Origin of the sequence: Corynebacterium uropygiale (assembly GCF_021568315.1) — a bacterium.
Classification (GTDB): Bacteria; Actinomycetota; Actinomycetes; order Mycobacteriales; family Mycobacteriaceae; genus Corynebacterium; species Corynebacterium uropygiale.
Map to the genome: position 1 here is coordinate 187,980 of NZ_JAKGSI010000004.1, position 26,623 is coordinate 214,602.

A 26,623-nucleotide genomic window follows, 5' to 3' on the forward strand; every position below is an offset into this window, starting at 1 on the left:
CACCCCGACATGTAGACTGGTCAACGTTCGTGTGACTTACCGTAGGGGAGAACTCCATCCGTGACGATTCTGCTCGGCGCCCTCGCCCTCAGCGCGATTGTGGCGCCCCTTCTGATTCGCACGTGTGGCAGGCCAGCATTTGCCCTCCTCGCTCTCGTCCCCGCCGGCGGCTTCGTGTGGGTGCTTCGCCACATCCTCGCCGGCACATTCGCCGACGGCCAGAGCATCCGCGCGCACTACCGCTGGCTGCCGCACTACCACCTTGACCTTGACTTCCGCCTCGATTCCCTCTCTGCGCTGTTCAGCCTCATCATCCTGGGGATCGGGGCGCTCGTGCTCCTGTACTGCTGGGGGTACTTTGACTCCAACCCGTACCGCCTCTCCCTCTTCGGCGGGCAGATGGTGGCGTTCGCAACCGCCATGTACGGGCTGGTGACGTCGAACTCCTTCCTCCTCATGTACATCTTCTGGGAGATCACCTCGGTGCTCTCCTTCCTGCTCGTGGGCTATTACGGCGAGCGGGCCAGCTCCCGGCGCTCCGCCGCGCAGGCGCTCATGATTACGGGGCTGGGCGGGCTCATCATGCTCGTGGGCATCATCCTCCTCGGGCGGCAGACCGGGGTGTGGTACCTCTCCGACATCCCCACCTACACCACCTGGGAGCAGACGCCGCGGATCGGGGCGGCCGTGGCGCTCATCCTCTGCGGCGCGATCAGCAAGTCCGCCATCGCGCCCGCGCACTTCTGGCTGCCTGGCGCCATGGCCGCGCCAACACCCGTCAGTGCGTACCTCCACTCGGCGGCAATGGTGAAAGCCGGGATCTACCTCGTGGCCCGGCTGGCGCCGGACTTCCACGTGGTGGCCACCTGGTACCTCGTGCTCATCCCGCTGGGGGTGTTCACCATGCTCCTCGGCGGGTGGATGGCGCTGAAGCAGCGAGACCTCAAGCTGGTCCTCGCCTACGGCACCGTCTCCCAGCTGGGATTCATCACGACGGTCATGGCCATCGGCTCCCCCGACGCACTCCACGCCGGGCTGGCGCTCACCTTCGCCCACTCCCTGTTCAAGGCCACGCTCTTCATGATCGTGGGCGCCATCGACCACACCACAGGCACCCGCGACATCACGGACCTCGCCGGGCTGGGGAGGGCCCAGCCGCTCATCGCAGGGACCGCGATCCTCGCGGCCGCCTCCATGGCCGGCGTCCCCCTCCTCTTCGGGTTTATCGCCAAGGAGACGGCTCTCGACGCCGTCCTGCACGAAGGGCTGCTGGCCGGGATGCCCGGGCAGTTGACGCTGGTGGGGCTCGTCGTCGGCTCCATCCTCACGATGGCCTACTCCCTCTACTTCCTCTACGGGGCGTTCTCCGCCAAAGGGCAGCCGGAACCCAGCGAGGCCGTGCGGGGAATGCACCGGATCGGGCCGCTGCTCTGGGGGCCGCCGGTGGTACTCACCGCGCTCACGCTGCTTCTCGGGCTGTGGCCAAAGCCCCTGGGGGCGGCGATCGGGATGCACGTGCACAACGTGGAGCCCGGGGCACACGTGGAGGAGCTGGCGCTCTGGCACGGGTTCACCATTCCGCTGGCGCTTTCGGCCGTCATCATCGCAGGTGGGGCCATCATGTTCTGGCAGCGCGACTTCCTGCGCCGCTTCCACTTTGATGTGCCCGGGCTCGGTAGCGCGGACTCCGCCTATGACGCCACCCTGGACTTCCTGCGCAACATCTCGCTGCGGATGACCGCCTCCACCCAGCGCGGCTCCCTGGCGATCAACCTCGGGATCATCTTCGCCGTGCTCACCCTGCTTCCGGTGGGGGCGCTGCTCATGGGCGAGCGGCCCGACATCCGCATGGAGCTCTGGGACACCCCGTGGCAGGCGATCCCCTGCTTCACGATTGTGGTGGTGTCCATCGGGGCGGCCGTGAGCAAGAACCGGCTGAGCGGCGTGATCCTCGTCGGGGTGACCGGCTACTGCATGGCCATCCTCTTCGCCCTCCACGGGGCGCCGGACCTGGCGCTCACCCAGACGCTCGTCGAGACCATCGTCATGGTCGTGTTCATGCTGGTCTTGAGGAAACTCCCCACCGAGACCCACTGGAACGCCACCCCCAAGAAGAACCGGCTGCGGGCGTGGCTGTCCATCGCGGTGGGGCTGGCCGTCACGACGGTGGGCCTCCACGCCATGAACTCCCGCAGCGCCGATCCCATCTCGCTCACCATCCCGGAGCTCGCGAAGGAGCAGGGCCACGGCAACAACGCCGTCAACGTGCTGCTCGTGGATATTCGCAGCTGGGACACCTTCGGTGAGATCACCGTGCTCATCATCGCGGCCATCGGCGTGGCCTCCCTCATCTACCGGGGCCGCTCCTTCGCCCGCCCCTCCCGGCGCCCCACCCTCCGCGTTGCCGGGCGGCGCTGGCTGGCCGGGCAGATCGGTGGGGAGCGGGCACGCAACCGCTCGCTCATGGTGGACGTGGCCACCCGCCTCCTCTTCCCCGCGATGATGGTGCTCTCCGTGTACTTCTTCTTCGCCGGCCACAACGCGCCGGGCGGGGGCTTCGCCGGTGGGCTTGTGGCCTCCCTCGCCTTCACCCTGCGCTACCTCGCCGGCGGGCGGGAGGAACTCGAGGAGACGCTGCCCGTCGACGCCGGGAAGCTCCTCGGCGCGGGGCTGCTCGCCTCCGCGGCGGCGGCCGTCGTGCCCCTCTTCTTCGGGAAAGCGCCGCTCAGCTCCGCGCTGTGGGACCTCCACCTCCCGCTCATTGGCGACGTTCACGTGGTCTCCCCGCTGGTGTTCGACGCCGGCGTCTACCTCATCGTCATCGGACTGACACTGCACATCCTCCGCTCCCTCGGAGGCCAACTCGACCGCGACGAAGCCATGCGTAAACAACGCGCCCGGGACAAGGCGCGCGCGATGCGGCGGCGTCACGCCGCGCGGGCGGCCGGAAACGCCGGACACGTCGGAAAGGAGAAGACATGGTAGCCAACCTCGTGCTGCTCATCGCCGCGGGGGCCATGATCTCCGCCGGGGTCTACCTCATGCTCGACCGCGCGATGACCAAAATGATGCTCGGGCTGCTCATCCTGGGCAACGGCGCGAACCTGCTGCTCCTCCAATCCGGGGGCGCGGCTGGGAACCCGCCCATCATCGGGCAGGGGCACAACGCCATCGGGGAGCACACCAGCGACCCGCTTGCGCAGGCGATGATCCTCACCGCCATCGTCATCTCCATGGCGATGACCGCCTTCATCCTCACCCTCGCCTACCGGCAATACCGCTACCGCACCGCCGACCTCATCGAGGACGACACCGAGGATGCCGCCAACGCCGCCCGCCCCACCGCGGCCAGCGCCCAACCCGACCACGACGCCTCCGACGACCCCAAGACCGGCAAGAACACCTCCCACGGCGATAGCTTCGGGCCCGCCAGCTTCGAAGCCCCCGTCAAGGAGGCCGATGACCATGACTAACCTCATGTCCTACCTCATCCCCCTGCCGATCATCCTCCCCGCCGTGGCCGCCGCCCTCGCACTCCTCCTCGGCCGGCACCCGCTCGCCCAGCGGCTCACCGCCTTCTTCACCCTGCTCGCGCTCATCGCGCTCAACGGGACCATGGTGTGGGTCGTGGACCACGAGGGCTCCCACACCCTCCAAATCGGCGGGTGGGACGCGCCCATCGGCATCACGCTCGTCGCGGATAGGCTCTCCACGATCATGCTCACCGTCAGCGCGATCGTGCTCTTCTGCGTGGTGTGGTACGCCATCTCCCAGGGCATCCGCGACGGCGGGGACGACGAACCCGTCGCCGTCTTCCTCCCCACCTATCTGCTGCTCAGCATGGGTGTCAACGTCTCCTTCCTAGCCGGCGACCTCTTCAACCTCTACGTCGGCTTCGAAATCTTCCTCGTCGCCAGCTACGTGCTGCTCACCCTCGGGGCCTCGCCCTCGCGGGTGCGCGCCGGGGTCGGCTACGTCATGGTGTCCATGGCCAGCTCGCTTGTCTTCCTCTTCGCGCTGGCCTTCGTCTATGCCTCCGTCGGCACCATCAACATGGCGCAGATCGGCGAGCGCATGGGCGACATCCCCGACGGCACCCGCGCCGCCATCTTCGGGGTGGTGCTCGTGGCCTTCGGGATCAAGGCGGCCGTCTTCCCGCTCGACGCCTGGCTGCCCGACAGCTACCCCACCGCCCCCTCCCTGGTCACGGCGGTGTTTGCGGGGCTGCTCACCAAGGTGGGCGTCTACGCGATCATCCGGGTGCGCAGCGTGATCTTCTCCGATGGGAGCCTGGACACGCTGCTCATGGTGGTGGGGCTCGCGACGATGGTCATGGGTATCCTCGGCGCGATGGCGCAGGCCGACATCAAGCGACTCCTCTCCTTCACGCTGGTCAGCCACATCGGCTACATGATCTTTGGTGTGGCGCTCGGGACCGCGGAGGGTCTCAGCGGCGCGATCTTCTACGCCATCCACCACATCCTCGTGCAGACGGCGCTCTTCCTCGTCGTGGGGCTCATCGAGAGGCAGGCGGGCACCTCCTCGCTGCGGCGGCTCGGATCCCTCGCCTACATCTCCCCCGTCATCGCGATCCTCTACTTCATCCCCGCGATCAACCTGGGCGGCATCCCGCCCTTCTCTGGGTTCATCGGGAAGGTCATGCTCATCCAGGCCGGCGCCCACGAGGGCGGCTGGCTACCCTGGCTGCTCATCGGCGGGGCCATCGCCACCTCGCTGCTCACGCTGTACACCATGATCCTCGTGTGGTCCAAGGGCTTCTGGCGCGACCGCCGCGACGCCCCCGAGGGCGCCCTCGCGCTCGCCCGGCCGGCGCCCCTCGCCGATGTCACCGATGAGGTCGCCTTCACGGATCGCGACGACGTCGGCCGCATGCCCTTCGGGATGGTGGCCTCCACCGCGACGCTCATCGCCGCCTCCGTCGCGGTGACGATCTTCGCCGGCCCGCTCACCGACATCACCAGCCGCAGCGCCGAGGCCCTCAGCGATCCCGCCATCTACCGCGAGGAGGTTCTCCCATGATCTCCGGCCTCCGCCGACGCTTCCAGCCCTGGACCGTCCTCCTGCTCACCGCCATGTGGGTCTTCCTCATGGGCCAGCTGGCCTGGGGGAACGTGCTGGCTGGGCTGGTGGTGGCGCTCGTCGTGGTCCTCGGGCTGCCGCTGCCGGCCATGCCGGTGGACGGCATCACCCTCAACCTGCGGCCGGGGCTCAAGCTCTTTGTCAGCTGGTGGGCGAGCCTCTTCCACGCCTCCTTCAGCGTGGCGTGGCTGGCGCTGCGCCCCCAGGCGCCGCCGCCCACCGCCATCATCAAGGCCCCCATGCGCGTCCAGAGCGACGCCATCCTCGCGCTCGCCGCGATGATGTACAACCTGCAGCCCGGCGGCACGATCACCGACATCGACATCGCCAACCGCATGCTCACTATCCACCTGCTCGATGGGCGCGACCTCGAGGGCGAGCGCCAGCGCGTCGCCCGCCTCGAACGCGCGCTCATCGCCACGTTTGAGAAAGTGTGACGCCCATGCCTGAATCACTCTTCAACGCCGTCCTGCTCATCGCGGGACTCATGTTCGCGGTGGCGTTCATCCTCACCATGTGGCGGATCCTCATCGGGCCGAACTCCCTCGACCGGCTCATTGGGCTCGACGGGCTCGTCGCGATGATCCAATGCATGTTCGCCACCCTCATCTGCTGGACCATGGACACCACCATCGCCAACGCCATGATGGTGGTGGCGCTCCTCGGGTTCATCAGCTCCGTGTCCGTCGCCCGATTCCGAAAGCGAGACGGCTCATGATTATCGACATCATCTCCGCCATCCTCATCCTCTGCGGGGCGTTCTTCTGCCTCTCCGCGGCCATCGGCATCCACCGCTTCCACGACACCCTCTCCACCGTCCACGCGGTGACCAAGCCCCAAACCACGGGGCTCGTACTCACCATCGTGGGATCCGTGCTGCACATCATCGGGCACCCCGACTTCTCCCTCGCCCAGCGCAGCGACGTGGGCATCATGGTGCTCCTCGTGCTCTTCGCCATGCTCACCAACCCCGTCACCGGGCAACGCGTCGGGCGCATCACCCGCCGCGAAGGCCTCTACGGCCCCATGGAGCACAACGAGGCGCCCGCCGAGCGCCCCGTCCGCTCACATCGACGCAGCTAGCTCCTCACACGTGCGATCGACGACGGGCAACCAGCTGCCCGTCTCCTGGAGCAACTCCCGCTGCCGGGCGTAGGGGGCGCCACGGTCGAGGATCTGCTCCATGAGGCGCAGCTCCCGGACGCAGCCCAGCTCCCGGGCCACCGGCTCCAGGCGGTCGAGGAGAAGCGCCAGCTCATCGCGCACCCAGGCCTCATCCGTGGAGCGGGTGGTGATGATGAGGGCGTCGAGACCATAGCGCGCCGCCCGCCACTTGTTCTCCGCGAGGTGCCACTGCTGGAGGGTCGGGAGGGCGGCGGGGCCCTCGGCGGCGCAGAGCCGGTCGAAGTAGACGACAAGGCAGTGGGTGAGCGCCACGAGCGCGGCGAGCTCATCGAGGGTGGTGGGGGCGTCGGAGACGCGCACCTCGATGGTTCCCCACTTGCCGGCCGGCCGCACATCCAGGTGCATACTGCCGGTATGGTTGATGACCCCGCTCACCGACTGGTCATGCATATAGGCCTCCCACTCCTCCCAGGAGTGAAGGATGGGCGGCATGCCCGCCGTGGGAAGCTGCTGGTAGAGCATGGTGCGGTTGGAGGCATAGCCCGTATCCAGGCCATCCCAGCCCGGGGAGCTCGCCGAGGGGGCGAGGAGGTGCGGGTAGTAGGTCATGAGAGCATTAATCACCGGCCACACGCGATCGCGATCACTGATCCCCACGTGGCAGTGCAGCCCCCAAATGAGCATCTGATTGCCCCAGTAGCGGGTGCGCTCGATGATCTCCGCGTAGTGGCCCTTCTCCGAGACCGGGTTCTCCCGAAAATCCGAGAACGGGTGCGAACCCGAGGACCACAGGCGCACCCCGGCGCGCTCCGCCGACTCGCTCAGAGCCCGCGCCCCGCGGCGCAGTTCCTCGACGGCCTCGCCTGTGTTCTGGCAGACGCCCGTGACGAGCTCGACGGTGTTCTGGAGGAACTCGCGCTCGAGCTGGACGTCGGTCTCGGCGCCGTCGATGACCTCCGCGGCGCGCGGCACGAGGTCCCGGGACTCCGGGTCAATCAGCGCGACCTCCCACTCCACCCCCAGGGAAGGTCCCGCCGAGGCCCGGAACTCCTGCCTCACAACGCCGGCCTCTCCACCAGGACAAGCGTGAGGGCATCGGCCGCGCGGACGTTGCCGGGCAGGGCCTCATCGAAGGGGCGCACATCCGCGCCGCCGATCTGATCCGCCAACTCGTGGGCGCGGCGCTCCAGATCCGCGTTCCCGCCCTGGAAGAAGACGGTGGTGCGGCCAAGCTGGAGCTGCTCACCGGGGAGGTTGCCGACCTCACCCGGGTCAAAGCCGCGGTCCTTGAGGGTCCCCGAGACATCCTTGGCCAGCCCGCTCACCGTGGAGTTGTTGAGCACGTTGAGGCGCACCGGGCCCTCTGGGGCCGGGGCGGGGGCGGGGGCCTCCGAGGGCTTCTCGGAGGGGGCCGGGGATTCCTGGCTGCTCTCCGAGGGCGCCGGGGAGGCGGAGTCCGAGGAGGTGGGCTTCTCCCCCTGAGCGGGGGCAGAGGCGTCCGCCGGCGCGGAGGCTGCGGGGGCGGAGGAGGGCGTCGAGCCCTTGTCCTCATCCGAGCCGGACATCACGGCGTAGATCCCCCAGAGAGCGAGGATGATCGCGATGGCAATGAACACCATGGCGAGCCCGCGGAGCGGAAGGCCGCGGCCCTCCTCCTCGGCCGGAGGCTGGTTGACCTGGGCCGGAGCGTCCTCGTAGGGGTCGTAGGTGCGGGCGGCCTCGGGGTACTCGTGGGGCTCAGGGGCCTCGTGCTGGCCGTGAGGCTCGTGGGGCACCTGGGGGTCGTGGGGGTCATGGTGATTTCGCTTCACACTACCTACCTTAAACGGTCTCGAATACGACGCAGCCGCCCCACCACAAGCGGGTACGCGGCCAGCGCCGCCGGATCATCTACCAGCTGATTGAGGCGCTGGTGATATCGTACCGGGGACATCCCCAGGCTCCGGCGAATTGCCTCCTCCTTGGCCCCCCGCTGACGCGGAGCCTGGAGCTCAAATTCCAGGATGCGGCGCTCATCCTCACGCAATTCCCTCATGCCTAGACTGTATCCATGCACACTCCGCGCCCCGACATCGGCGACCGCGTCGTCGTGCGCCGCCGCAACGGCAACCATCTCAGCGACATCATCGGCCACGTCCTCAGCCTCCACCCGCTCATCGTCCGGCCGCAGAAGGTCGGGGGGCTTCCCTCCTCCGCGCCGGCCATCACCATCCCTGACGAGGACATCCAGGTAGTCCGCCGGCTCTCACCCCGGCGCATCCGCAACTCCGACATCCGCACCCTCGAGCGGATCGCCGCCGCGGCCTTCCCCGGCACCCGCCACGAATGGAGCAGCAACGGCCAATGGCTGCTCCGCGCTGGGCACGGGATCACCGAACGCTCCAACTCCGCCGCCCCGCTCGGCCCCAGCGCCCTCTACGATCCACTCCCCGTAGCGGAAATCCTCCGCTTCTACGACGACGCCCAGCTCCCCGCCCAGATCCTGGTCCCCGACCGGATCGGGCCGCGGCTCACCCACCCCCGCTGGGAGATGGGTCCCGACATCCTCGTCATGACGCGGGAGGTGCCGTCGAGCCCCGAAGCGCTCGAGGACCTCCCCGCCCCCGGCCCCGGCGAGGAGCTCCACGCCGCCTCGGAACCCAGCGAGGACTGGCTCTCCCTCTACGCCTTCCGCGGCACCCCGCTCCCCGCCGACGACGGCATCCTCGACGGCCACTGCGCCTATGTCCACCTGGGCGAACCGCTGCGGGCTATCGCTCGCCTCCACCTCACCGAGGGCTACATCGGGATCTCCGGCGTGGCCGTGCACCCGGAGTATCGCGGGCGGGGCCTCGGGCGGGCGCTCGGGCGGGGGATCCTGCGCTGGGCGGCGGAGCAGAAGGGCGTCGAGCCCCCGCACACCCTGTACCTTCACGTGCAGGAGAAGAACACCGCGGGACGGCGGCTCTACTCCTCGCTGGGGTTCATCGAACACCACCGACACCGCTACGCGCGATGGCGCTAAGGTAGTGCCCATGCGCATCGCCACCTGGAACGTCAACTCCGCGCGGGCTCGGGTCCAGCGGATCGAGGATTTCCTCACCCGGCAGGACATCGACGTCCTGCTGCTCCAGGAAACCAAGTGCACCGATGCCCAATTCCCCCGCGAGCCCCTCGAGGCGGCCGGCTACGAGGTCGCCCACCACGGGCTCAACCAGTGGAACGGGGTGGCGATCCTCTCCCGCATCGGCCTTCGCGACCCGCAGGCCGGATTCCCCGGGCAGCCCGGCGGGGAGGCCCGCGCCCTCGGCGCCACGTGCGGCCCGCTGCGCTGCTGGAGCCTCTACATCCCCAACGGGCGCGGCATCACCGACCCCCACTACGCCTACAAGCTCCACTGGCTCGACGAGCTCGCGCACGCCGTGGCCGATAGCCTCCGCGCGGACCCCGAGCAGGCGCTGCTGCTCAGCGGGGACTTCAACATCGCGCCCCGGGACGAGGACGTGTGGGACCCCGCCCTCTTCGACGGGCGCACCCACGTCACCGCGCCCGAGCGCGCGGCCCTCCAGACACTCCTGGACGCCGGCCTCCACGACCTCACCGAGGAGCACCCCGCCGGCTGGACCTACTGGGACTACAAGGCCGGCCGCTTCCAGAACGACGAGGGCATGCGCATCGACCTCCACCTGGGCAGCCGCACCCTCCGGGAGGCGTGCCGCGGGGCGCGCGTCGACAAGGAGGAACGTGTCGGACGCGGCGCCAGCGACCACGCCCCTCTCATCATCGACGTCGACCTGTGACGAAGCCGTGGCAATAAACATCGATACGTGGCAGGCGATCGGCCTCGTCCTCGACTACAGCATCAAGATCCTCGCGATCGGATTCGTGCCCGAGGGCCGGCGCCCCAGCTCGTCCACCGCGTGGCTGCTGGCGATCCTCCTCATCCCGCTCGTCGGCCTCCCCCTCTTCCTGCTCATGGGCAGCCCCTACATCAACCGGCGGCGCCACCGCATCCAGCAGGAAGCCACCCTCATGATCGAGAACGTCCAGGCGGACATCCCCGATCACCCCGCCAAACCGGAACTCAGCCCCGAGATCGCCAGCATCCTTCGCCTCAACCGGCGGCTCACCGGCATGCCCGCCGTCCCCTGCTTCAGCCACGGGCTCCACACCGACTACGACGCCACCCTCCGGGCCATCGCCGCGGCCATCGACGAGGCCGAAGAGTACGTTCACCTGCAGATTTACATCACCTCCTGGGACTCCGCCACCGACGTCGTCTTCCGCGCCATCAAACGGGCCGTCGAGCGCGGCGTCACCGTCCGCATCCTCTTCGACCACGTGGGCAGCTGGAAATACCCCGGCTACTGGCGGATCGGGCGGAGGCTCACGCGGATCGGCGTGGACTGGCACGTCATGCTCCCCCTCCAGCCGTGGAAGGGGCGCTTCCGCCGCCCTGACCTGCGCAATCACCGGAAGATCGTCATTATCGACGGGAAAGTCGCGTTCATGGGGAGCCTCAACCTCATTGATCGCACCTATCTGACCCGCACCAACCTGCGCAACAACCGGCAGTGGGTGGACATCATGGCGGAGGTGAGCGGGCCCATCGTCACCTCGATGGAGGCGATCTTCGCCGTGGACTGGTACACCGAGACCGGCGAGACCATCGCCATCAACCCCCTCGCCGCGATCAGCTCCCCACCCCAGGGCAGCCCCAACATCGCGCAGGCAGTGCCCTCCGGCCCCGGCTACACCACCGAGCCCAACCTCCGCATGTTCACCTCCATCGCGCACCACGCGAAAGAGCGGCTCGTGCTCTGCTCCCCCTACTTTGTGCCCGACGAGTCCCTGCTCGAAGCCGTCACCAGCGCGAGCTACCGGGGGGTGCGCGTCGAGCTCTTTGTCTCTGAGCGGGCCGACCAATTCGTCGTCCACCACGCCCAATCGAGCTACTACCAGGCGCTCCTCGAGGCCGGGGTGCACATCTATCTCTTCCCCCGGCCCTTCGTCCTCCACACCAAGTACATCGTGGCGGATCCCGAGGGGGAGAATCCCCTCGCCATCCTCGGCTCCTCCAACATGGACTTCCGCAGCTTCGGACTCAACTACGAGGTCTCCCTCATGGTTCCCTCCGGGTCCCTCATCCGGGACCTCACCGAGCTCACCGACGTCTACCTGCGGGTGTCACGGGAGCTCAACCTCGATACGTGGAACCAGCGCAGCCTCGTGCGCCGCTACATCGACAACGCGATGAAGCTCACCTCGTCACTCCAGTGACACGTGGTGGCGGCGCGCCCACCCGAAGGCACCCAGCGCGATGAGCGTCGAGATCACCATGCCGGCGCCCATCGTCACCGCGCCCTCCGAGCCCAGGCCCATGAGCGGGCTCACCAGCGCGGCCACGCCGAACTGGAGGAAGCCCATCACCGCGGAGCCCGAGCCCGCGCGCTCGCGCACCTCGCCCGTGCCCAGCGCCGTCGCATTCCCCATGATGAGCGCGCACTGCGAGACCGCAACAAACAGCAGCGGCAGGATCACCCACGGGGAGGTGGAGATCATCGCCGCGCCCGTGAGCAGCACCGACGCCACCAGCATGATGATGAGAGCGATCCCCAGGATCCGCGCCGTGTCCATCACGTCGATCAGCCGCGAGTTGAGGTAGTTCCCGCCAATGAGGCCCAGCGCGTTCACCGCGAAGACCACCGAGAAAGCCGTGGCGGAGAAGCCCATCCCCTCCTGCACGACGAAGGGCGAGGCGGAGATGTAGCAGAACATCGCCCCGAAGGTGAACGCGAACGTCACCGCGAAACCGCAATAAGCCTTGTTGCGCAGCACGAAGAGGTAGTTCTGGCCCAGGCCCCGGAGGGAGGAGCGCTCCTCCTTCGGCTTCGTCTCCGGGACGAGCAGCAGCGCCACCACCAGCTGTACCGCGTTAATCGCCGAGAGCACCCAGAACAGGCCGCGCCAGCCGATCGGCTCCGCCAGCAGGCCGCCCACCACCGGCGCGAGCACCGGAGCCACGCCCTGGATCGTCATCATGAGCGCGAAGGCCTTCGCCGCCTTCTTCCCCCGCTCCAAGTCCGGGATCACCGCACGGGAAATGACAATGCACGCGCCCGCGCCCACACCCTGGAGGAGGCGCGCCCCAATGAGGACACCAATCCCCGGGGCCATCGCCGCCATCACCGAGGACACCAGCGCCACGACCGCCCCCGCCAGCAGCAGGAGGCGGCGGCCCACCGCATCCGAAATCGGGCCGATGATGAGCTGCCCCACCGCCATACCGGCCATGAAGCCGGACAAGGTGAGCTGCACCGAGGCGGGCGTCGAGGACAAATCCTCAGCAATGTGGGGGAGGGCCGGCAGGTAGAGGTCGGTCGCAAAAGGGGCCGACGCTGAGAGCAGCGCCAACCCCATCAACAGAGGCACCGTCAAACCCTTATGACGAGAAACCACGAAAAAACCCTTCAGTTGTACTCCCGGTCGCAAGCCGAGCTGCACATACCCTACTGGACGGCGCCCGAGGCGCTACCATTCGGTGTAGGTTCTACTCAGCCCGTCATCAGCTTCGAGGAGGTTCGCGAGGGCCCGTGACTATGTCCTCACCCAGTCCCGGCACGCACCAGTTCATCAACCCTCGCCGCATTCCCGAGGACCGGGATGCCGTCGTCATCTCCGGCCTGGGCGCCGCCCTGCGCATCGGCGGGCTCATCCTCGCGATCCTCGCCGTCCTCCTGGGGCTCAACCTCATCGTCAGCGGCGTGGAGGACCTCGGCACCCAGCACTTCGCCTCCCTCCTGGAGAAGGCGCACAACCCCATCGTGGGGCTCGCCGTGGGGATCCTCATCACCGCGGTGGTGCAATCCTCCTCCGCGAGCACCGCGCTCACCGTCACCGCGGTGGGCGCCGGGGTCATCCCCCTACCCGCCGCCGTGCCCGTCATCATGGGCGCAAACATTGGGACGACGTTCACCGCCTCCCTCGTGGCCTTCAGCTACGCCGATGACCGGGAGCAATTCCGCCGCGCCGTCCACACCGCCGGCATGCACATGTGGTTCAACCTGCTGCTCGTGGCGATGCTGCTCCCCCTCGAGCTGCTGGCCCAACCCCTCCAGCGGCTCACCCGGCTCATCGTGGACAGCGATGACCTCAGCGACCACACCGCCCACGGGCTCCACCTCCTCGACCCCGTGAGCAGCGTCATCCTCGGGGCGCTGCTCATCCTCATCGCCGTGCGGCTCATCTCGACGCTCCTGCGCACCCTCATGGCCACCACCACGCGCACCATCCTCCGCCGCCACTCCCGGCGCCAGTTCAGCCTCAGCGTCCTGGCGGGGATGCTCGTGACCATCGCGGTGCAGGCCTCCACGGTGACGGTCTGCTCGCTGCTGCCCTTCACCGCCTCCCGGACCATGCGGCAGCGGGAGGCGCTCGGCGTCATCACCGGGGCGAACGTAGGGACCACGCTGCTGGCCCTCATCATCGCGATCATCGCCCCCTCCTCCCTCGGGGGCGTGGCCTTCCAAGCGGCGCTCATCCACCTCGCGTTCAACCTCGTCGGGGCGGTTCTGCTCCTGCTCATCCGCCCGCTGCGCAGCGTGCTTCTGCGCCTGGGGACGCTCAACTCTCATGTTGCCGACGCCGGCTACGTCGTCAGCTTCATCGGGCTCATCGCCGGCTACATCATCCTGCCGGCGATCATCGCGGTTCTGGCCTAGGCGTCGCGCTTTTCTAGGACCACCACGCCGGCGATCCACAGCACCGCCGCCCAGGCCAGGAAGTACCAGGCCGCAGCGCCGAAGGGCACGCCGAGCTCCGCGCTGTCATTGTTCAGGATGAAGGCGCTGAGGTGGCTAAACGGACCCCACTCGGAGATGTACGTGCCCACCTTGGGCAGCATGCCGGCCACATCTTCCAGCAGGAGCATCCACACGAGCGTGAGGGACACCGAGCCCGCCGTCTGCCGGATGAGCAGCCCCACCCCCTGGGAGAAGATGACGATGAGCGCCGCGGTAACCGGGTAGGCCCACAGCACGCGGCGGGTGTCATCCTGGGTGAAGACGGAGAAGTCCACGCGGCCTGCGGCGATCTGGGCCACGATGATCGTCAGCACCACGGTGACTAGGGTGAGCAGCACCGCGATGACGAGGTAGAGGATGAGCTTGGCCAGCGCCACGCGCCAGCGCTTCGGCTCGGCCGAATAGAGCACCGAGGGGATGTGGTAGCGGTATTCCGTCGTGACCACCATGACCGCCTGGATGGCGAGGACCACCATCGCGAAGGGATAGATCCCCGAGACGAGCAGCTCGGTGGGCATCTCGAGCGTGAGGCCGTCGAACATCCCGCCGAAAGCACCCATGAGGGCGCCCATGCCGATCCCGAACACGAGGGTGAGCGCCGACGTCCACCACAGGGAGGCCGTGGTGCTCAGTTTGATCCATTCCGCCTGAATAAGTCTCAGCATCACTTCTCCTCCGCCTGGTACTGCACGGCCTGGCCAGTGGTCTCGATGAACGCATCCTCCAGGGAGGCGCGCTGCTCCGACAGCTCCTCGACGAGCACCCCCACCGAGTAGGCGAGCGCGCCCACTTCATCGCTGCTCGTGTTCGGCACGACGATGGTGGGCCGGCCCTCGGCGTCGGTGTCCCGGTGGGCCTCGATCTTCTCCTCCTCCAGCGCGGAGAGGAACTCCTCATAGTGCGGGGTGCGGACCACCACCGAGCGGGCGGAGTGGTTCTTGATGAAGTCCTCCGTGGAGGTATCGGCGATGAGCTGGCCCCGCCCGATGACGACCAGGCGATCCGCCGTCTGCGCCATCTCGCTCAGCAGGTGGGAGCTCACCAGCACCGTGCGCCCCTCCGCCGCGAGCGAGCGGACGAACGTGCGCACCCAGCGGATCCCCTCCGGGTCCAGGCCGTTCACCGGCTCATCGAGGAGCAGCACCTCCGGGTCCCCCAGCAGGGCCGTCGCGAGCCCCAGGCGCTGCCCCATGCCCAGCGAGAAACCCCCGGCGCGCTTCTTGGCCACATCGCTGAGGCCGACGAGCGCGAGGACTTCGTCGACCCTGTTCTTGCCGATCCCATTCGACGCCGCGATCCAGCGCAGGTGCTGGTAGGCGCTGCGGTTGGGGTGGCGGGCGGTGGCGTCGAGGAGGGCGCCGACGTGGTGGAGGGGGCGCGAGAGCTGCCGATAGGGGCTGCCGTTGATGAGCGCGGTGCCGGCCGTCGGCCGATCTAGCCCGAGGATCATCCGCATCGTCGTGGACTTTCCTGCGCCGTTGGGTCCCAAGAATCCCGTCACATGCCCTGGCTGGACAGAGAAACTGAGGTCCTCGACGGCGTGGACCTTCCCATAGTGTTTCGTGAGTCCTTCGACCTCGATCATGGTTCCACACTGCCATACGCGGCGAGCTCGCGACACACCTCGGGATAGGAGGCGGCGAAGGCCGGCAGCAGCGGGAAGCCCGGGACGGCGTCACGCGGCACCCAGCGCAGCTCGAGGGATTCATCATTCGCGCTGGTGGGGAGGGTGAGGCCGGAGCGCGTGGCCGCGATGACCGTCGTGTACGTCCACCCGCCGGCGAGCTCCGGGCGCCCCGGGTCCGCCTCAAAGGGGCCCGCGGTGACGACGGCTGTCAGGACGCGGCACTCCTTCGCCTCAATCCCCGTCTCCTCGAAGGCCTCGCGCAGGGCGGCGGCCGTCGCGTCCTCGTGGGAGTCCCGGGCGCCGCCGGGCAGGGCCCATGTGCCGCCCTCGTTGGTCCACTCGGCGCGGTGCTGGAGGAGCAGCTCCCGCGTGCGTGGGGCGTAGAGGAGCAGACCCGCCGCCCCGTAGCGTCCCCAGACTTTTCCCCCATTGGGGGCTGCTGCCCATCCGTTTCCGTCGCCCTTCATGCCCTCGAGGCTAGCCGGGGGCGCTATTCTAGAGCAATGGACACCGCTGACCACTGGCTGGACTCGCTGCCTGCCGATCATGGCCATGAACAGCGGCATCGTGTGCTGGACACGTTCTCCCGCCCGCTGGTGAAGGTGCGGCGGATCCTGTCCTACATCACGACGTCACCGGGGAAGATACTCACGCTCACGCTGGTCCTCTGCATCGCGATCGGCGCGGCGGGCTTCTCTGTTTCCCGTTCGAGCGCCGAGCGCCAGGATCAGCTCAACGTCCTCCTCAACGTCACGGAGCCGCGCTCGGATGCGGCCCACAACCTCTACACCTCGCTCTCCCTGGCGGATGCGCTCGCCACCACGGGCTTTGTCCAGGGCGGCGCCGAGGACCCCGAGACCCGCGCCCACTATGACGAGGCCATCGACCGCGCCGCGCTCGCCATGGGCGAGGGGGACCGGGACATCCGCCGCCAGCTGCCCATCTACACGGGGCTCGTGGAAACCGCCCGGACGCACAACCGATTGGGCAATCCCGTCGGCGCCGCCTACCTTGCCAACGCCTCCTCGCTCATGCGCGAGCAGATCCTCCCCGACGCCCGGCAGCGCTTCACCTCCAGCGCCACCACCCTCACCGAGCAGCAGCGACAGCTCCCCCGCCCCCAGTGGGTGCCGCTCTCCGGGCTGGTCGCCGCGGTGCTGCTTCTCCTCGTCGCCCAGTGGTGGTTGTGGCGGCTCACCCGTCGTCGCCTCAACAGTGGCTTCCTCGCGGCCACCGCCTTCATGCTCATCGCCTTCCTGTGGATGGGGATCTCCAACTACGCCACGTGGGCCGCGGGTTCCCGCAGCTTCGAGCAGGCCACCCAGCCGTGGGAGCAGCTCACGACGGCGCGGATCGCCGTCCACCAGGCCCGCACGGATGAGACCCTCGCCCTTGTTCGACGCCAACCCGCCGGGGACTTCGACCAGGCGGTCACCTCCCTCCACTGGGCGCTCGACTCGGTGGAGAAGGTCCGCGACGCCGACGCCGCCGCCCCCGCCCGGGCGGCCCTGGAGAAGTGGCAGACCGCCCACCACCAGCTCAACGAGGCCATCGACGAGGGGGACTTCGACCGCGCCGTCGAGCTGGCCACCCGCTCGGACTCGGCGGACTCCTATGCCCAGCTCGATGCCTCCCTCGAGGCGCTCATCGAGGACTCGCGGGCGTCGATGCGCACCCTCCTCTCCGAGGGGATGGCGGCCTCCCAGCTCGTCGCCTCCGCGGTGGCGGTGCTCTCCCTCTGCGCGGTGCTCTCCGTCCTCCTCGGCATGCGCCCCCGGCTCCAGGAGTACCTCTGATGCGCCGCCGACTCGCCCGACTCCGCCCCGCCGCGCGCCTATGCGTGGGCCTCTGCCTGGGGCTCAGCGCCACCCTCGCCGGGTGCGCCGCCGAGCAGCCCGCGCCCCCGGCCGAGGACGCCGCCCCGCTCCACAAGCAGCTACCCCCCGGCGCGATCCTCGAGGAGCCACGCTCCCAGCCGCCGCGCGACGTGGACACCGAGGACCTCGCGCCCAGCGTCCCCGCGGATGACTCCGCCCCTATCCCGCGGATCGAGAAGCGCGGGCGGCTCATCGTGGGCGTGGACCAGGCCCAATACCTCCTCTCCTTCCAGGACCCGGTGCACGGGGAGCAGCGGGGCTTTGAGGTGGACATCGCCCGGGAGATCGCCCGGGACATCTTCGGGGACCCGCAGGCCGTCGAGTTCCGCTACGTCGACTCCACCAATCGCATGGTGGCCCTCCAGAACGGGACTGTGGACATTGTCATTCGTTCCGTCTCCATCACGCGGAACCGCCAGGAGCAGACGCTCTTTTCCACCCCCTACCTCGACACGTACACGCGGCTCGCGGTGCGCCGCGGCTCCGGGATCACCAGCCCCGATGACGTCGGCGAGCGCACCATCTGCACCACGGGGAACTCCATCTCTGTGGAGGAGGCTCGACGCCACGCCCCCGACGCCCCCAAGCTCGTCGCCCGGAACTGGACCGACTGCCTCCTCGCCCTCCAGCAGCACCAGGCGGACGCGATCATCGGGGATGATCGGATCCTCGCCGGGATCCGCGCCCAGGATCCTTTCGTCGAGGTCCTCCCGGACACGATGCACCACGATCACTACGGCGTGGCCGCCGCCCGGGAGAACGAGGGCATCATCAAGCGGGTGAACGCTACCCTCGAGCGCATCCACGCCGACGGGACGTGGCAGAACATCTACTCCACCTGGTTCGTCGAAAGGGTCTCCCGATGAGCACTGATCATGGCACCGAGGCCGTCCACTTCGATCCCTTCGCCGATGACGACGAGGACATGTCGGAGATCACCGACATCTCGGCACTGCTCGGGGTGGACACGAGCCGCCGCGCCCGCGAGGAAGCCATCAGCACCTTCCGCCGCAACCGCACCGTCAAGCGGCTTGGCCGCACCGTGGCGGACGGGATGGTGCACCTGCCCTTCGTCGGGCTCACCCAGCCGCAGGCCGCGCTCATGGACCCGAGCACCGCGAAGGCCCCGGCGCCCAAGCTCAGCACCGGCGACGTCGTGGCGGATCAGTACGAGATCCTCGGGGTCATCGCGCACGGGGGGATGGGGTGGATTTACCTCGCCAATGACCGGAACGTGTCGGGGCGGCTCGTCGTTCTCAAGGGGATGCAGGGGATGGATTCCGGCGCCGCGGAAGCCGAGCGGGAGTTCCTCGCCGACATCACCCACCCCGGGATCGTGAAGATTTATAACTTCATTGATGATCCGCGGCAGCCCGGGGGATTCATCGTCATGGAATATGTTGGCGGGCCGAGCCTGCGCAGCCGCCGCAACGTCATGCCGGATAAGGTCTTCCCCCTCGACATCGCGATCGGCTACATCCTGGAGATCCTCCCCGCCCTCGAGTACCTCCACTCCCGCGGGGTGGTCTACAACGACCTCAAGCCGGACAACATCATCGTCACCGAGGAGCAGGTGAAGCTCATCGACCTCGGCGCGGTCTCCGGGATCGGGGCCTTCGGCTACATCTACGGCACCCGCGGCTTCCAGGCCCCCGAGGTGGCGACGGAAGGCCCGAGCGTCGCCTCCGACATTTACACGGTGGGCCGGACGCTCGCCGCGCTCACGCTCCACCTGCCCGTCGTCGACGGCGCCTACGCGGACCTCCCCTCCCCCACCGAGGAACCCCTGCTCCGCCACCACCTCAGCTACTACCGCCTCCTCCAGCACTGCACCCACCCCGACCCCACCCAGCGCTTCCGCAGCATCGCCGAGCTGCGCACCCAGCTCTTCGGGGTGCTCCGGGAGATCCTCGCCGTACGCGACGGGAAGCAATTCCCCGCGCAGCACTCCCTGTTTTCCCCGCAGCGCTCGACGTTTGGGACCAAGCACCTGGTTTTCCGGACGGACCAGCTCATCGACGGCATCGACCGCACCGCGCGGATCACCGCCTCCGAGGTCGTGCCCGCCCTCGCCTCCCCGCTCATCGACCGGGAGGACGTGGGCGCCAACATGCTCTCCGGCTCCTCCTACGCGGAGCCGCAGGAGGCCCTGGAGACCCTCCGCCAGGCGATGGGCACCGAGGAGTACGCGCACTCCGCGGAGATCCCCCTCGGGGTGGTCCGCGCGCTGCTCGACCTCGGCTACACCGGGGACGCGCGCTCCTGGCTGGCCAAGCTCGAGCCGCAGCTCGGGGAGGACTGGCGCTTCCAGTGGTACTCCGGCGTGACCGACCTGCTCCTGGAGGACTACCCGGCCGCCCAGGACCACTTCAACGACGTCCTCGACATCCTCCCCGGGGAGTCGGCCCCGAAGCTCGCCATGGCGGCCGTCGCGGAGCTGCGCTTGCAGAACTTCGGGCTCTCCGCCACCCCCCTCCTCCCCCCAGAAGTGACCCACGCCACGGGCGACCTCGAGGGGAGCCTCGCGGACCTCGACGAGGAGACCTTCGACCGGCTCGCCTCCATCAAGGACGAACCCGAGCGCCTCCGCTTCAACGCCCTCCTCCTCTACGGGCTCGTCTGGCGAACCAACCCCACCACCGTCTCCTCCGCCTTCGGGCTCGCCCGGATGCTCATGGCGGAGAACCAGGTGGAGATGGCCGTCGCCGCGCTTGACCGCGTCCCCCAGGCCTCCCGCCACCACCGGATGGCCCAGCTCACGACCATTTTGCACCTCATCTCCGGGACGCTCACCGAGTCGCGGGTGCGCCGCGCTGCGCGTCGTCTTGAGGAGATTCCCACCAACGAACCGCGCTTCTACCAGATCAAAATCGCGGTCCTCTCCGCGGCGCTCACCTTCCTCCGCGAGAGCGGCCTGCGCGCCGCCGCCAGCCCCAACGAGCTCTTCGAGTACCCCTTCACCCAGCGGGGTTTGAGGATCGGGCTCGCGGAAACGCTCCGCCTCCAGGCCCGGATGGCCCCCTTCCCCCGGCACCGCTATGCGCTCGTGGACATGGCGAATCAGGTTCGGCCTGCCACCTGGTTCTAGAATGCACTGCTATGACAACGAAAATTCCTGGACTTGCCATGGCCGCAGTGGGCGCGGTCATCGCCATTGTCCTCGATATGCTGCTGAAAAGCGTGACGGGGATTTCGCTCAGCATCATGCTCGCCATCGTGCTGGGCATGCTCGTGGGCAACTTCGTCACCCTTCCGGAAAAGACGAAGCCCGGCCTGTCTTTCGCCTCCGGCCCGGTCCTCAAGTTCGGCGTCGCACTGCTCGGCCTGTCCATCTCCATCACTGAGGTGCTTCAGCTCGGCTGGCGGGCGCTCATTACCATCTTCGCCGTCGTGGCGGCGGGCTTCGCAGCGACGGTCCTCCTCGGCCGTGTCATGGGGCTGAGCCGGGAGCACTCGCTGCTCATCGGCGCAGGCTGCTCCATCTGCGGCGCGGCGGCCATCAGCGCCGTGCAGGGGGTGCTGCCCCGCCGGAAGGAGCATGAGTTTGTCACCGCGGTGGCGGTCATCGTCATCCTGGGCACCATCATGATCGCGCTGGGGCCGACGATCACGGCGGCCGTCGGCTGGGATCCGGTGTCCTCGGGCATCTTCCTCGGTGGCTCGATCCACGAGGTCGGTCAGGTCGTCGCCGCCGGCGGGATCGCCGGGGCCGCGGTGCTCCCCATTGCCGCGACGGTGAAGGTGGGCCGCGTCCTGCTCCTCGCCCCCGTGATGGCGCTGCTCAGCAGCATTGAGCGCCGACGCGCGGCCGGCACGGACACCCACCTGCCCCCGCTCGTGCCCACGTTCATTATCGGCTTCATCGTCCTCGTGCTCGTGCGCACCTTCCTCCCGGTGCCGGAGCTGCTGCTCCACACGGTGGACACCATCCGCGGCTGGCTCTTTGCCGCCGCGATGTTCGCCCTCGGCACCGGCGCAACGGTCCGCACCGTGAAGACGGCCGGGCTCAAGCCCTTCGCCTTCGGCGGTGCGGTGAGCCTCGTTGTGCTCGTCGTCGCGGCGATCGGCGCGGCCGTTTAGCTGGAGGCCAGGGTGGACTTCCCGGGCAGGTAGCGCTTCATGACCTTGCCCATCGGGTTGCGGGGGAAGTCCTCCACAAAGAACACGTCGCGGGGGACGTGCGCGTCGGAGAGGTGCTCCTGGATGAAGGACTGGGCCTGCTCGGCGCTTGGGGGATTCGCGGGGTCCTCGGGGATGATGTAGGCGCGGAGGGCCTGGCCATAGGCCGGGTCGCTCACGCCGTGGACGTAGACGTCGTGGACCCCGGCCATCCGCATGAGGCAATCCTCCAGCTCCGCGGGGAAGATCTTCTCCCCGAACTGGGTGATGACGAGGTCATCGGCGCGGCCCAGCACGTGGAGCATCCGGCCGCCGTCGGAGAGGTAGCCGCGGTCCCCCATGTTGATGAGGCCGTTCTTCGTGGGGATCTCGATGTCCGCGTCCGTGTAGCCGACGAACATGTCGTAGCAGCCAGCCCAGATGCGGCCGATCTCCCCCTCGGGAAGCAGGTTGCCCTCCTCGTCGCGGATCTCGATGACTTCACCGGGGTAGACCTCGCCGGTGAGGCTCGGGTCCGCGGCGAGCTGCTCCGGGCGGGCGGCTGCGAGGCAGGCGGTCTCCGTCGAGCCATAAAAATTGCAGAGGACCTGGCCGAAGAGCTCGTTGGTATGCTCCACCTCGTAGGGGGTGAGCGGGCTGCCGGAGGAGACGATGAACTTCATCCCCGGCACCGAGGTCACCCCGTGCTCCGTGAAGTAGGAGTGCAGGGCGCGGATGCGGGAGGCGGAGGTGGCCATCGCGTTGATGTGATAGTGGCGGATGTCCTCCAGGGCCTGTTCGGGCTCGAAGCCGCGGCGGGCGATGACCGTCGACGAGGTCTGCAGCGCCATCATGAGGTTCGCCCACCCGAAGGCGTGGAAGAGCACCGCGGTGAGCATCACGGTGAGCCCCTGCTCCCACGGCACGCCCGAGAGCACCGAGGCCAACCCCTGCGGGGAGGCCACCGTCCGGCGGATCACGCCCTTCGGGGTGCCGGAGGTGCCCGAGGTCATGACGATGTGCTTGCCGCGCGGCGGGCGCGAGGGCAGGGTGTCGGTCACCCGCGCGGAGTCGATGACCTCCCGCAGCGTCTCATACTCCGGGTGCTCGCCCTCCGTGTAGCCCACGATGATGCGCCGGTGGGCGGCCGCGCGCTCGGTGACGCGGTCGAGGAATTCCTCGTCGACAATGAAGCAATCAATGTGGTGGAACTCCAGGAGGTGCTCAATCTGCGCCGCCGAGGAGTTGGCATTCACCATGAAGATGTGGAATCCCAGCAGGTGGCGGCACGTGAGCGGCAGGATCGAGGAGCGGCCATTGCGCGCGAGCACCGCCACGTGCTTGCCGCCGCCGATGCCCCGGGCCTGCAGCCCGAGCGCGAGGCGCACGCTCTCCTCCCAGAAGTCGGCGTAGGTGAGCTCGCCTTCATCGTCGACGAGCCCCAGCCGATCCGGGTGGCGCCGCGCCGCGTTGGCCAGCGCGGCCGTCTCCATAGCACCCCAGCGGTAGAGCACCTTCGCGGCCGCCGCCTGGTCCTTCGGGCCCTGGCTCTCCAGCAGGTCCGCCTGGCGGAAGACCTTCAGAAAGTAACGGAACTGGGCAAGAACATCTTTCCGCGACACCCCGTGCTGGGTGTCCGGGTTGAGGGTAAAGGTTCCCATCTGAGTCGGGTTCTCCTGTGAGCAAGTATTACGTAAAGGATTCGACGGCCACCTGGCCGCTTTCTTCTCGTTCGCGCAGGTCACCGAGGATGTCCTCGAGGACGGTGCGGGTCTCCGCGGCCACGGTCACCGCGCTGCCGCAGATGAGGACCTTCGCGCCGGCCTCCACGCGCGCGCGGAGAGCCTCCGCGTCCTCGCGCAGCAGGTGCTGGGCGTAGCGCACCTCCCCGCGCGGGTGCCGGGAGTAGGCGATGTGGGTGTGGAGCCAGCCGGCGTCGACCATGCGCTGGAAGTCCTCGGCGAAGAGGTCGTCCGAGTCCGGCCCGTGACAGCCGAAGTAGAGGTGGCTGGGCGCGGGGGTGCGGCCCTCGGCCTCGGCGCGCAGCTCGACGTCGCGGAGGAAGGCCTTGAGCGGGGCGATGCCCGAGCCCGCCCCCACGAGCACCATCGGGGTGTCGAGGTCCGCCGGGGCGCGGAACTGCTCCCGCCCGGCGCGCACCCGGACGGGGATGTCCTCGCCGGGGTGGCGGCCGGCCAGCCACGTCGAGGCCACACCCCGGTACGTGCCGCTGCCCGACCAGGCGGGGGCGCGCACCTCGGAGAGCGTGAGCTCCACCTGGTGCGGGGCCTCCAGCGGCGTGGAGGAGATGGAGTACTCCCGGGAACGCAGCGGCGGCACGCAGCCGGCGATGATGCTCAAGGTCAGCGGCACGGCGTGGAGGGACTCCGCCACGTCGAGGAGGGAGCGCCGCGGGGTGATGATCTCCGCCTCGTGGGCCTCGGGCTCCCGCCAGTGGCGCAGGGCCTCCGCGTCGGGCGGGCAGGCGCCGGCGCCGTCGAGGAGCGCCTCGATGCCGCGGACCGTGGCCGGGGCGTTGAGGTCCACGGCGGTAGCCAGCCACTCGCCGGCGTAGACGGAGTCCGAGGCGCCGGGGAGGGAGATCGGGTCATAGTAGGAGACCCCGCAGGCGCGCAGGGCCCGGCGGATGTTCTCCTCGCTGTTGCGCGGGAGGACGTCGAGGTAGTCGCCGGTTTCGTAGGTGACGTCCTCGGGGAGGTCGATGGTGATGCGGAACTTGCGGCGGATATCGCCGTCGGCGTCGGTGCTGAGGAGCTCGACGTCGCGGACGCGGCCCGTGCCGAACTCCTTGCTGTGGAGCACGGCCACCTCCGGGAGCGGGTCCGCGGCGGCGCCGGCCACCGTGAAGCCATAGGTCTCGGAGAGCGCCTCCCACAGGGACTCCGACCACTCCGCGAAGGAGGCCTCGAAGTCCCCGAGGGCGTCCGCCGCCCCGCGCGCGCAGATGCGGGTGGCGCCCAGCGCGGCGAGGCGCTCATCGCACAGGGTGGGGATGCGCTGGAAGGTGTTGGCCCACTGGCGGTTCCCGCAGCCGAAGACCGCGTAGCTCACCCCGCTGAGGTCAGGCTCCGAGTTCTCCACCCAGTCCACAAAGGCCTTCGCGTTGTCCGGCGGGAGCCCCTCATAGGAGCTCGTGCACACGATGACGGGCCCCTCCGTCTGCAGGTTCTCCACGCCCTCATCGAGCGGAGCCATCGACGGCTCAAAGCCCGCAGCCCGGGCGCGCTCCGCCACCCGCTGGCCGAAGCTGCGGGCGGTGTCCGCGTTGGATCCGTAGAGGATCTGCATGGGGGTGTGGTGCTCCGGCACGTCGGTGAAGGGGCTGGCCTCCGCCTGGGCGGGGTCCTCCTGCGCCGGGTCGGGCGTCGTCGACGCGGGGGCGCCGGGGAGGATGAGCTCGGGGTGCCGGCGGCGCACCGTGATGCGGAAGTCCTCCGGCTTGATGGTGAGCGTCTCCTTGATGTGCAGCTCATAGGACGGATCCGCGAACTCCATGTCAAAGTTCTGGAGGAGGATGGTGAGCATGAGCGTCGCCTCTTGGAGGGCGAAGCCGCGCCCGATACACGAGCGCTGCCCATTCCCAAACGGCTTCCACGCGTGCGGGGGCAGGGCGTTGGCCTTCTCGAACTCGAAGCGGCTGGGGTCGAAGCGCTCCGGGTTCTCCCACACCTCCGGGTCTCGGTGCATGAGCGGCAGGAGGACGAGGATGCTGTCGCCAGGATGGACCTCGTAGCCGTCGGGGCCGCCGATGGTCGTCGTCTCAAAGGGGGTGACGCCGAAGGCCGGGGCCGGCGGGTGAAGGCGCAGCGTCTCGCGGAGAATGTGGTCAATGTGGTCGAGGCGCGGGAGGTCCTCGCGCCGGGGGAAGCGCCCCTCCAGGGTGGTGTCGACGAAAGCCTGGGCCTCCCGGAGCGCCTCCTTATTATTGAGCAGTTCGTAGACGGCGAAGCTGAGCAGGCCGGACGTCGTCTCATGCCCGGCGATGAGCAGGCTCACCAGCTGGTAGCGGACGTTCTCATCGGAGAGGTGCTCGCCGGTCTCGGGGTCCTTGGCATCGAGCATGACGTCGAGGAGATCCCGCTCCCGATCGGGGTCCGCGTTGCGGCGCCGCTGGGCGATGAGCTCATCGACGATGGAGTGCATGGTCTTCACGCTCTCCTCGAGCCGCTGGGAGGAGCCGCGCATGGCGGTCTTCTTCACAACATCCGGCTTGTGGGCCTGGCGGCTCGACTCGCGCAGGCCGCTCACCATGGCCTCCACGAAGTCATGCATCCGCTCCGAGTAGAAGGAGTTGAAGCGGTAGCGCAGGGCGCACAGCGCGATGGTGTCCAGGGTAAGGCGGGTGAAGTCATCCGTCACGAGGATGGACTCCCCCTCGTTGAGCCGCGCCCACTTGAGCAGCAGCTGCTGGGCGATGTCCACCATCGCGTCGTACATGGTGGCCAGCGCCATCGGGGAGAAGGCCGGCATGAGGATGCGGTGGGCCTTCTGCCACTCGGGGTCGGGGGTGTCCGCGGTGAAGAGGCCGTTGCCGGCGAAGGCGCGAACATTCTCGATCGCCGGGTGGACCTGCTTATCGAAGCGGGTTTCATCGCAGAGTTCCGCCACGAGCCGACGCGAACTGACGAAGATCACCGGGCTGCGCCCCGGGAAACGTTGGACGAAGATTTCTCCGTACTGTTCGGCGAGTTTCATATCCGATTGGACCAGGCGCTGGGGATCAATACTCCACGCCGTTCCAATCACCGGGTAGGGGCGAGGTCCGGGGATCTCAGTAGTCACGATGCAGAAAGACCTGATTTCCTAGAAGGGTAAGGATGCGCGGGCGGCCTCCACCATGCGGAGGACCTGACCCACGCTCGGGTACACATTGATGACGCGGGCACCGAAGTCCCAGAGGGCGTTGATGTCCAGCTGGCCGGTGATGAAGACCAGGGGTCCGCTGGGCGGGTACATCTGGATGAGCTCAAGCATGTTCATTGCGGGGGATCCTG

The 26,623-nt window shown here is 68.5% G+C and carries 24 protein-coding genes; 14 read left to right on the plus strand and 10 right to left on the minus strand.

Translation table 11 applies throughout. The features are described from left to right. Positions 1–60 precede the first annotated feature (60 nt). Genes L1O03_RS08600 through L1O03_RS08625 form a run of 6 tightly spaced genes read left to right on the plus strand, consistent with a single transcriptional unit; the run spans position 61 to position 6,183 of the window. Positions 61–2,985 carry a Na+/H+ antiporter subunit A gene (locus tag L1O03_RS08600; RefSeq protein ID WP_236119373.1) on the plus strand — a complete coding sequence of 975 codons (2,925 nt, stop codon included), beginning with the start codon at positions 61–63 and terminating at the stop codon, positions 2,983–2,985. Beyond that, positions 2,979–3,473, plus strand: coding sequence for a Na(+)/H(+) antiporter subunit C (locus L1O03_RS08605; RefSeq protein ID WP_236119374.1), 495 nt, complete (start codon positions 2,979–2,981; stop codon positions 3,471–3,473). The genes L1O03_RS08600 and L1O03_RS08605 overlap by 7 nt, the downstream gene beginning before the upstream one ends. Then, positions 3,466–5,040 carry a Na+/H+ antiporter subunit D gene (locus L1O03_RS08610; RefSeq protein WP_420830323.1) on the plus strand — a complete coding sequence of 525 codons (1,575 nt, stop codon included), beginning with the start codon at positions 3,466–3,468 and terminating at the stop codon, positions 5,038–5,040. Before L1O03_RS08605 ends, L1O03_RS08610 begins: the two co-directional genes overlap by 8 nt. Further along, positions 5,037–5,537 carry a Na+/H+ antiporter subunit E gene (locus L1O03_RS08615; protein WP_236119376.1) on the plus strand — a complete coding sequence of 167 codons (501 nt, stop codon included), beginning with the start codon at positions 5,037–5,039 and terminating at the stop codon, positions 5,535–5,537. Before L1O03_RS08610 ends, L1O03_RS08615 begins: the two co-directional genes overlap by 4 nt. Positions 5,538–5,542: 5 nt before the next feature. Beyond that, positions 5,543–5,818 (plus strand): monovalent cation/H+ antiporter complex subunit F, encoded by a 276-nt coding sequence (locus tag L1O03_RS08620; protein ID WP_236119377.1) that lies wholly within the window; start codon positions 5,543–5,545, stop codon positions 5,816–5,818. Beyond that, entirely contained in the window at positions 5,815–6,183 is a 369-nt protein-coding gene (locus tag L1O03_RS08625; protein WP_236119378.1) for a monovalent cation/H(+) antiporter subunit G, read from the plus strand. The genes L1O03_RS08620 and L1O03_RS08625 overlap by 4 nt, the downstream gene beginning before the upstream one ends. On the opposite strand, the gene L1O03_RS08630 is transcribed toward L1O03_RS08625, so the two are convergent. Genes L1O03_RS08630 through L1O03_RS08640 form a run of 3 tightly spaced genes read right to left on the minus strand, consistent with a single transcriptional unit; the run spans position 6,166 to position 8,260 of the window. Continuing rightward, the gene (locus L1O03_RS08630; RefSeq protein WP_236119379.1) at positions 6,166–7,284 is read right to left on the minus strand and encodes a glutamate--cysteine ligase; all 1,119 of its coding nucleotides are present in this window, start codon (positions 7,282–7,284) and stop codon (positions 6,166–6,168) included. The two genes, L1O03_RS08625 and L1O03_RS08630, sit on opposite strands and share 18 nt — an antisense overlap. Beyond that, positions 7,281–8,036: a LytR C-terminal domain-containing protein gene (locus tag L1O03_RS08635; protein ID WP_236119380.1), complete on the minus strand. Its 756-nt coding sequence runs from the start codon at positions 8,034–8,036 to the stop codon at positions 7,281–7,283. Before L1O03_RS08635 ends, L1O03_RS08630 begins: the two co-directional genes overlap by 4 nt. A gap of 5 nt (positions 8,037–8,041) precedes the next feature. Next, positions 8,042–8,260, minus strand: coding sequence for a DUF3263 domain-containing protein (locus L1O03_RS08640; protein WP_236119381.1), 219 nt, complete (start codon positions 8,258–8,260; stop codon positions 8,042–8,044). Between the two features lie 15 nt (positions 8,261–8,275). Between L1O03_RS08640 and L1O03_RS08645 the strand changes: the two genes are divergently transcribed. Genes L1O03_RS08645 through cls form a run of 3 tightly spaced genes read left to right on the plus strand, consistent with a single transcriptional unit; the run spans position 8,276 to position 11,484 of the window. After that, positions 8,276–9,229: an N-acetylglutamate synthase, CG3035 family gene (locus L1O03_RS08645; protein ID WP_236119382.1), complete on the plus strand. Its 954-nt coding sequence runs from the start codon at positions 8,276–8,278 to the stop codon at positions 9,227–9,229. A 10-nt stretch (positions 9,230–9,239) separates the two neighbouring features. Continuing rightward, entirely contained in the window at positions 9,240–10,004 is a 765-nt protein-coding gene (locus L1O03_RS08650; protein WP_236119383.1) for an exodeoxyribonuclease III, read from the plus strand. A gap of 7 nt (positions 10,005–10,011) precedes the next feature. Continuing rightward, the gene (cls, locus tag L1O03_RS08655) at positions 10,012–11,484 is read left to right on the plus strand and encodes a cardiolipin synthase (protein WP_236119384.1); all 1,473 of its coding nucleotides are present in this window, start codon (positions 10,012–10,014) and stop codon (positions 11,482–11,484) included. On the opposite strand, the gene L1O03_RS08660 is transcribed toward cls, so the two are convergent. After that, positions 11,473–12,624 (minus strand): multidrug effflux MFS transporter, encoded by a 1,152-nt coding sequence (locus L1O03_RS08660; protein ID WP_420830327.1) that lies wholly within the window; start codon positions 12,622–12,624, stop codon positions 11,473–11,475. The two genes, cls and L1O03_RS08660, sit on opposite strands and share 12 nt — an antisense overlap. A gap of 179 nt (positions 12,625–12,803) precedes the next feature. On the opposite strand from L1O03_RS08660, the gene L1O03_RS08665 reads away from it, so the two are divergent. After that, positions 12,804–13,925, plus strand: coding sequence for a Na/Pi symporter (locus L1O03_RS08665; protein ID WP_236119385.1), 1,122 nt, complete (start codon positions 12,804–12,806; stop codon positions 13,923–13,925). Here the strand turns inward: L1O03_RS08665 and L1O03_RS08670 are convergent. The 3 genes from L1O03_RS08670 to L1O03_RS08680 are packed head-to-tail and all read right to left on the minus strand — an operon-like array spanning position 13,922 to position 16,100. Then, on the minus strand, positions 13,922–14,671 hold the full coding sequence (locus L1O03_RS08670) for an ABC transporter permease (protein WP_236119386.1): 750 nt from the start codon (positions 14,669–14,671) through the stop codon (positions 13,922–13,924). The two genes, L1O03_RS08665 and L1O03_RS08670, sit on opposite strands and share 4 nt — an antisense overlap. Then, entirely contained in the window at positions 14,671–15,591 is a 921-nt protein-coding gene (locus tag L1O03_RS08675; RefSeq protein ID WP_236119387.1) for an ABC transporter ATP-binding protein, read from the minus strand. Before L1O03_RS08675 ends, L1O03_RS08670 begins: the two co-directional genes overlap by 1 nt. Continuing rightward, positions 15,588–16,100 carry an NUDIX domain-containing protein gene (locus L1O03_RS08680; RefSeq protein WP_236119388.1) on the minus strand — a complete coding sequence of 171 codons (513 nt, stop codon included), beginning with the start codon at positions 16,098–16,100 and terminating at the stop codon, positions 15,588–15,590. Before L1O03_RS08680 ends, L1O03_RS08675 begins: the two co-directional genes overlap by 4 nt. A 36-nt stretch (positions 16,101–16,136) precedes the next feature. Here L1O03_RS08680 and L1O03_RS08685 point away from each other — a divergent pair, with 36 nt between their 5' ends. Genes L1O03_RS08685 through L1O03_RS08700 form a run of 4 tightly spaced genes read left to right on the plus strand, consistent with a single transcriptional unit; the run spans position 16,137 to position 21,590 of the window. Next, the gene (locus tag L1O03_RS08685; RefSeq protein ID WP_236119389.1) at positions 16,137–17,429 is read left to right on the plus strand and encodes an MCP four helix bundle domain-containing protein; all 1,293 of its coding nucleotides are present in this window, start codon (positions 16,137–16,139) and stop codon (positions 17,427–17,429) included. Further along, positions 17,429–18,376: a glutamate ABC transporter substrate-binding protein gene (locus L1O03_RS08690; RefSeq protein WP_236119390.1), complete on the plus strand. Its 948-nt coding sequence runs from the start codon at positions 17,429–17,431 to the stop codon at positions 18,374–18,376. Before L1O03_RS08685 ends, L1O03_RS08690 begins: the two co-directional genes overlap by 1 nt. Next, on the plus strand, positions 18,373–20,598 hold the full coding sequence (locus tag L1O03_RS08695; protein WP_236119391.1) for a serine/threonine protein kinase: 2,226 nt from the start codon (positions 18,373–18,375) through the stop codon (positions 20,596–20,598). The genes L1O03_RS08690 and L1O03_RS08695 overlap by 4 nt, the downstream gene beginning before the upstream one ends. A gap of 11 nt (positions 20,599–20,609) precedes the next feature. Further along, entirely contained in the window at positions 20,610–21,590 is a 981-nt protein-coding gene (locus L1O03_RS08700) for a YeiH family protein (RefSeq protein ID WP_236119392.1), read from the plus strand. Here L1O03_RS08700 and L1O03_RS08705 read toward each other — a convergent pair. The 3 genes from L1O03_RS08705 to L1O03_RS08715 are packed head-to-tail and all read right to left on the minus strand — an operon-like array spanning position 21,587 to position 26,603. After that, positions 21,587–23,269 (minus strand): AMP-binding protein, encoded by a 1,683-nt coding sequence (locus tag L1O03_RS08705; RefSeq protein ID WP_236119393.1) that lies wholly within the window; start codon positions 23,267–23,269, stop codon positions 21,587–21,589. The two genes, L1O03_RS08700 and L1O03_RS08705, sit on opposite strands and share 4 nt — an antisense overlap. A gap of 28 nt (positions 23,270–23,297) precedes the next feature. Continuing rightward, on the minus strand, positions 23,298–26,411 hold the full coding sequence (locus L1O03_RS11620; RefSeq protein WP_236119394.1) for a cytochrome P450: 3,114 nt from the start codon (positions 26,409–26,411) through the stop codon (positions 23,298–23,300). Positions 26,412–26,432: 21 nt separating this feature from the next. After that, positions 26,433–26,603: a hypothetical protein gene (locus L1O03_RS08715; protein ID WP_236119395.1), complete on the minus strand. Its 171-nt coding sequence runs from the start codon at positions 26,601–26,603 to the stop codon at positions 26,433–26,435. Positions 26,604–26,623: the final 20 nt, after the last annotated feature.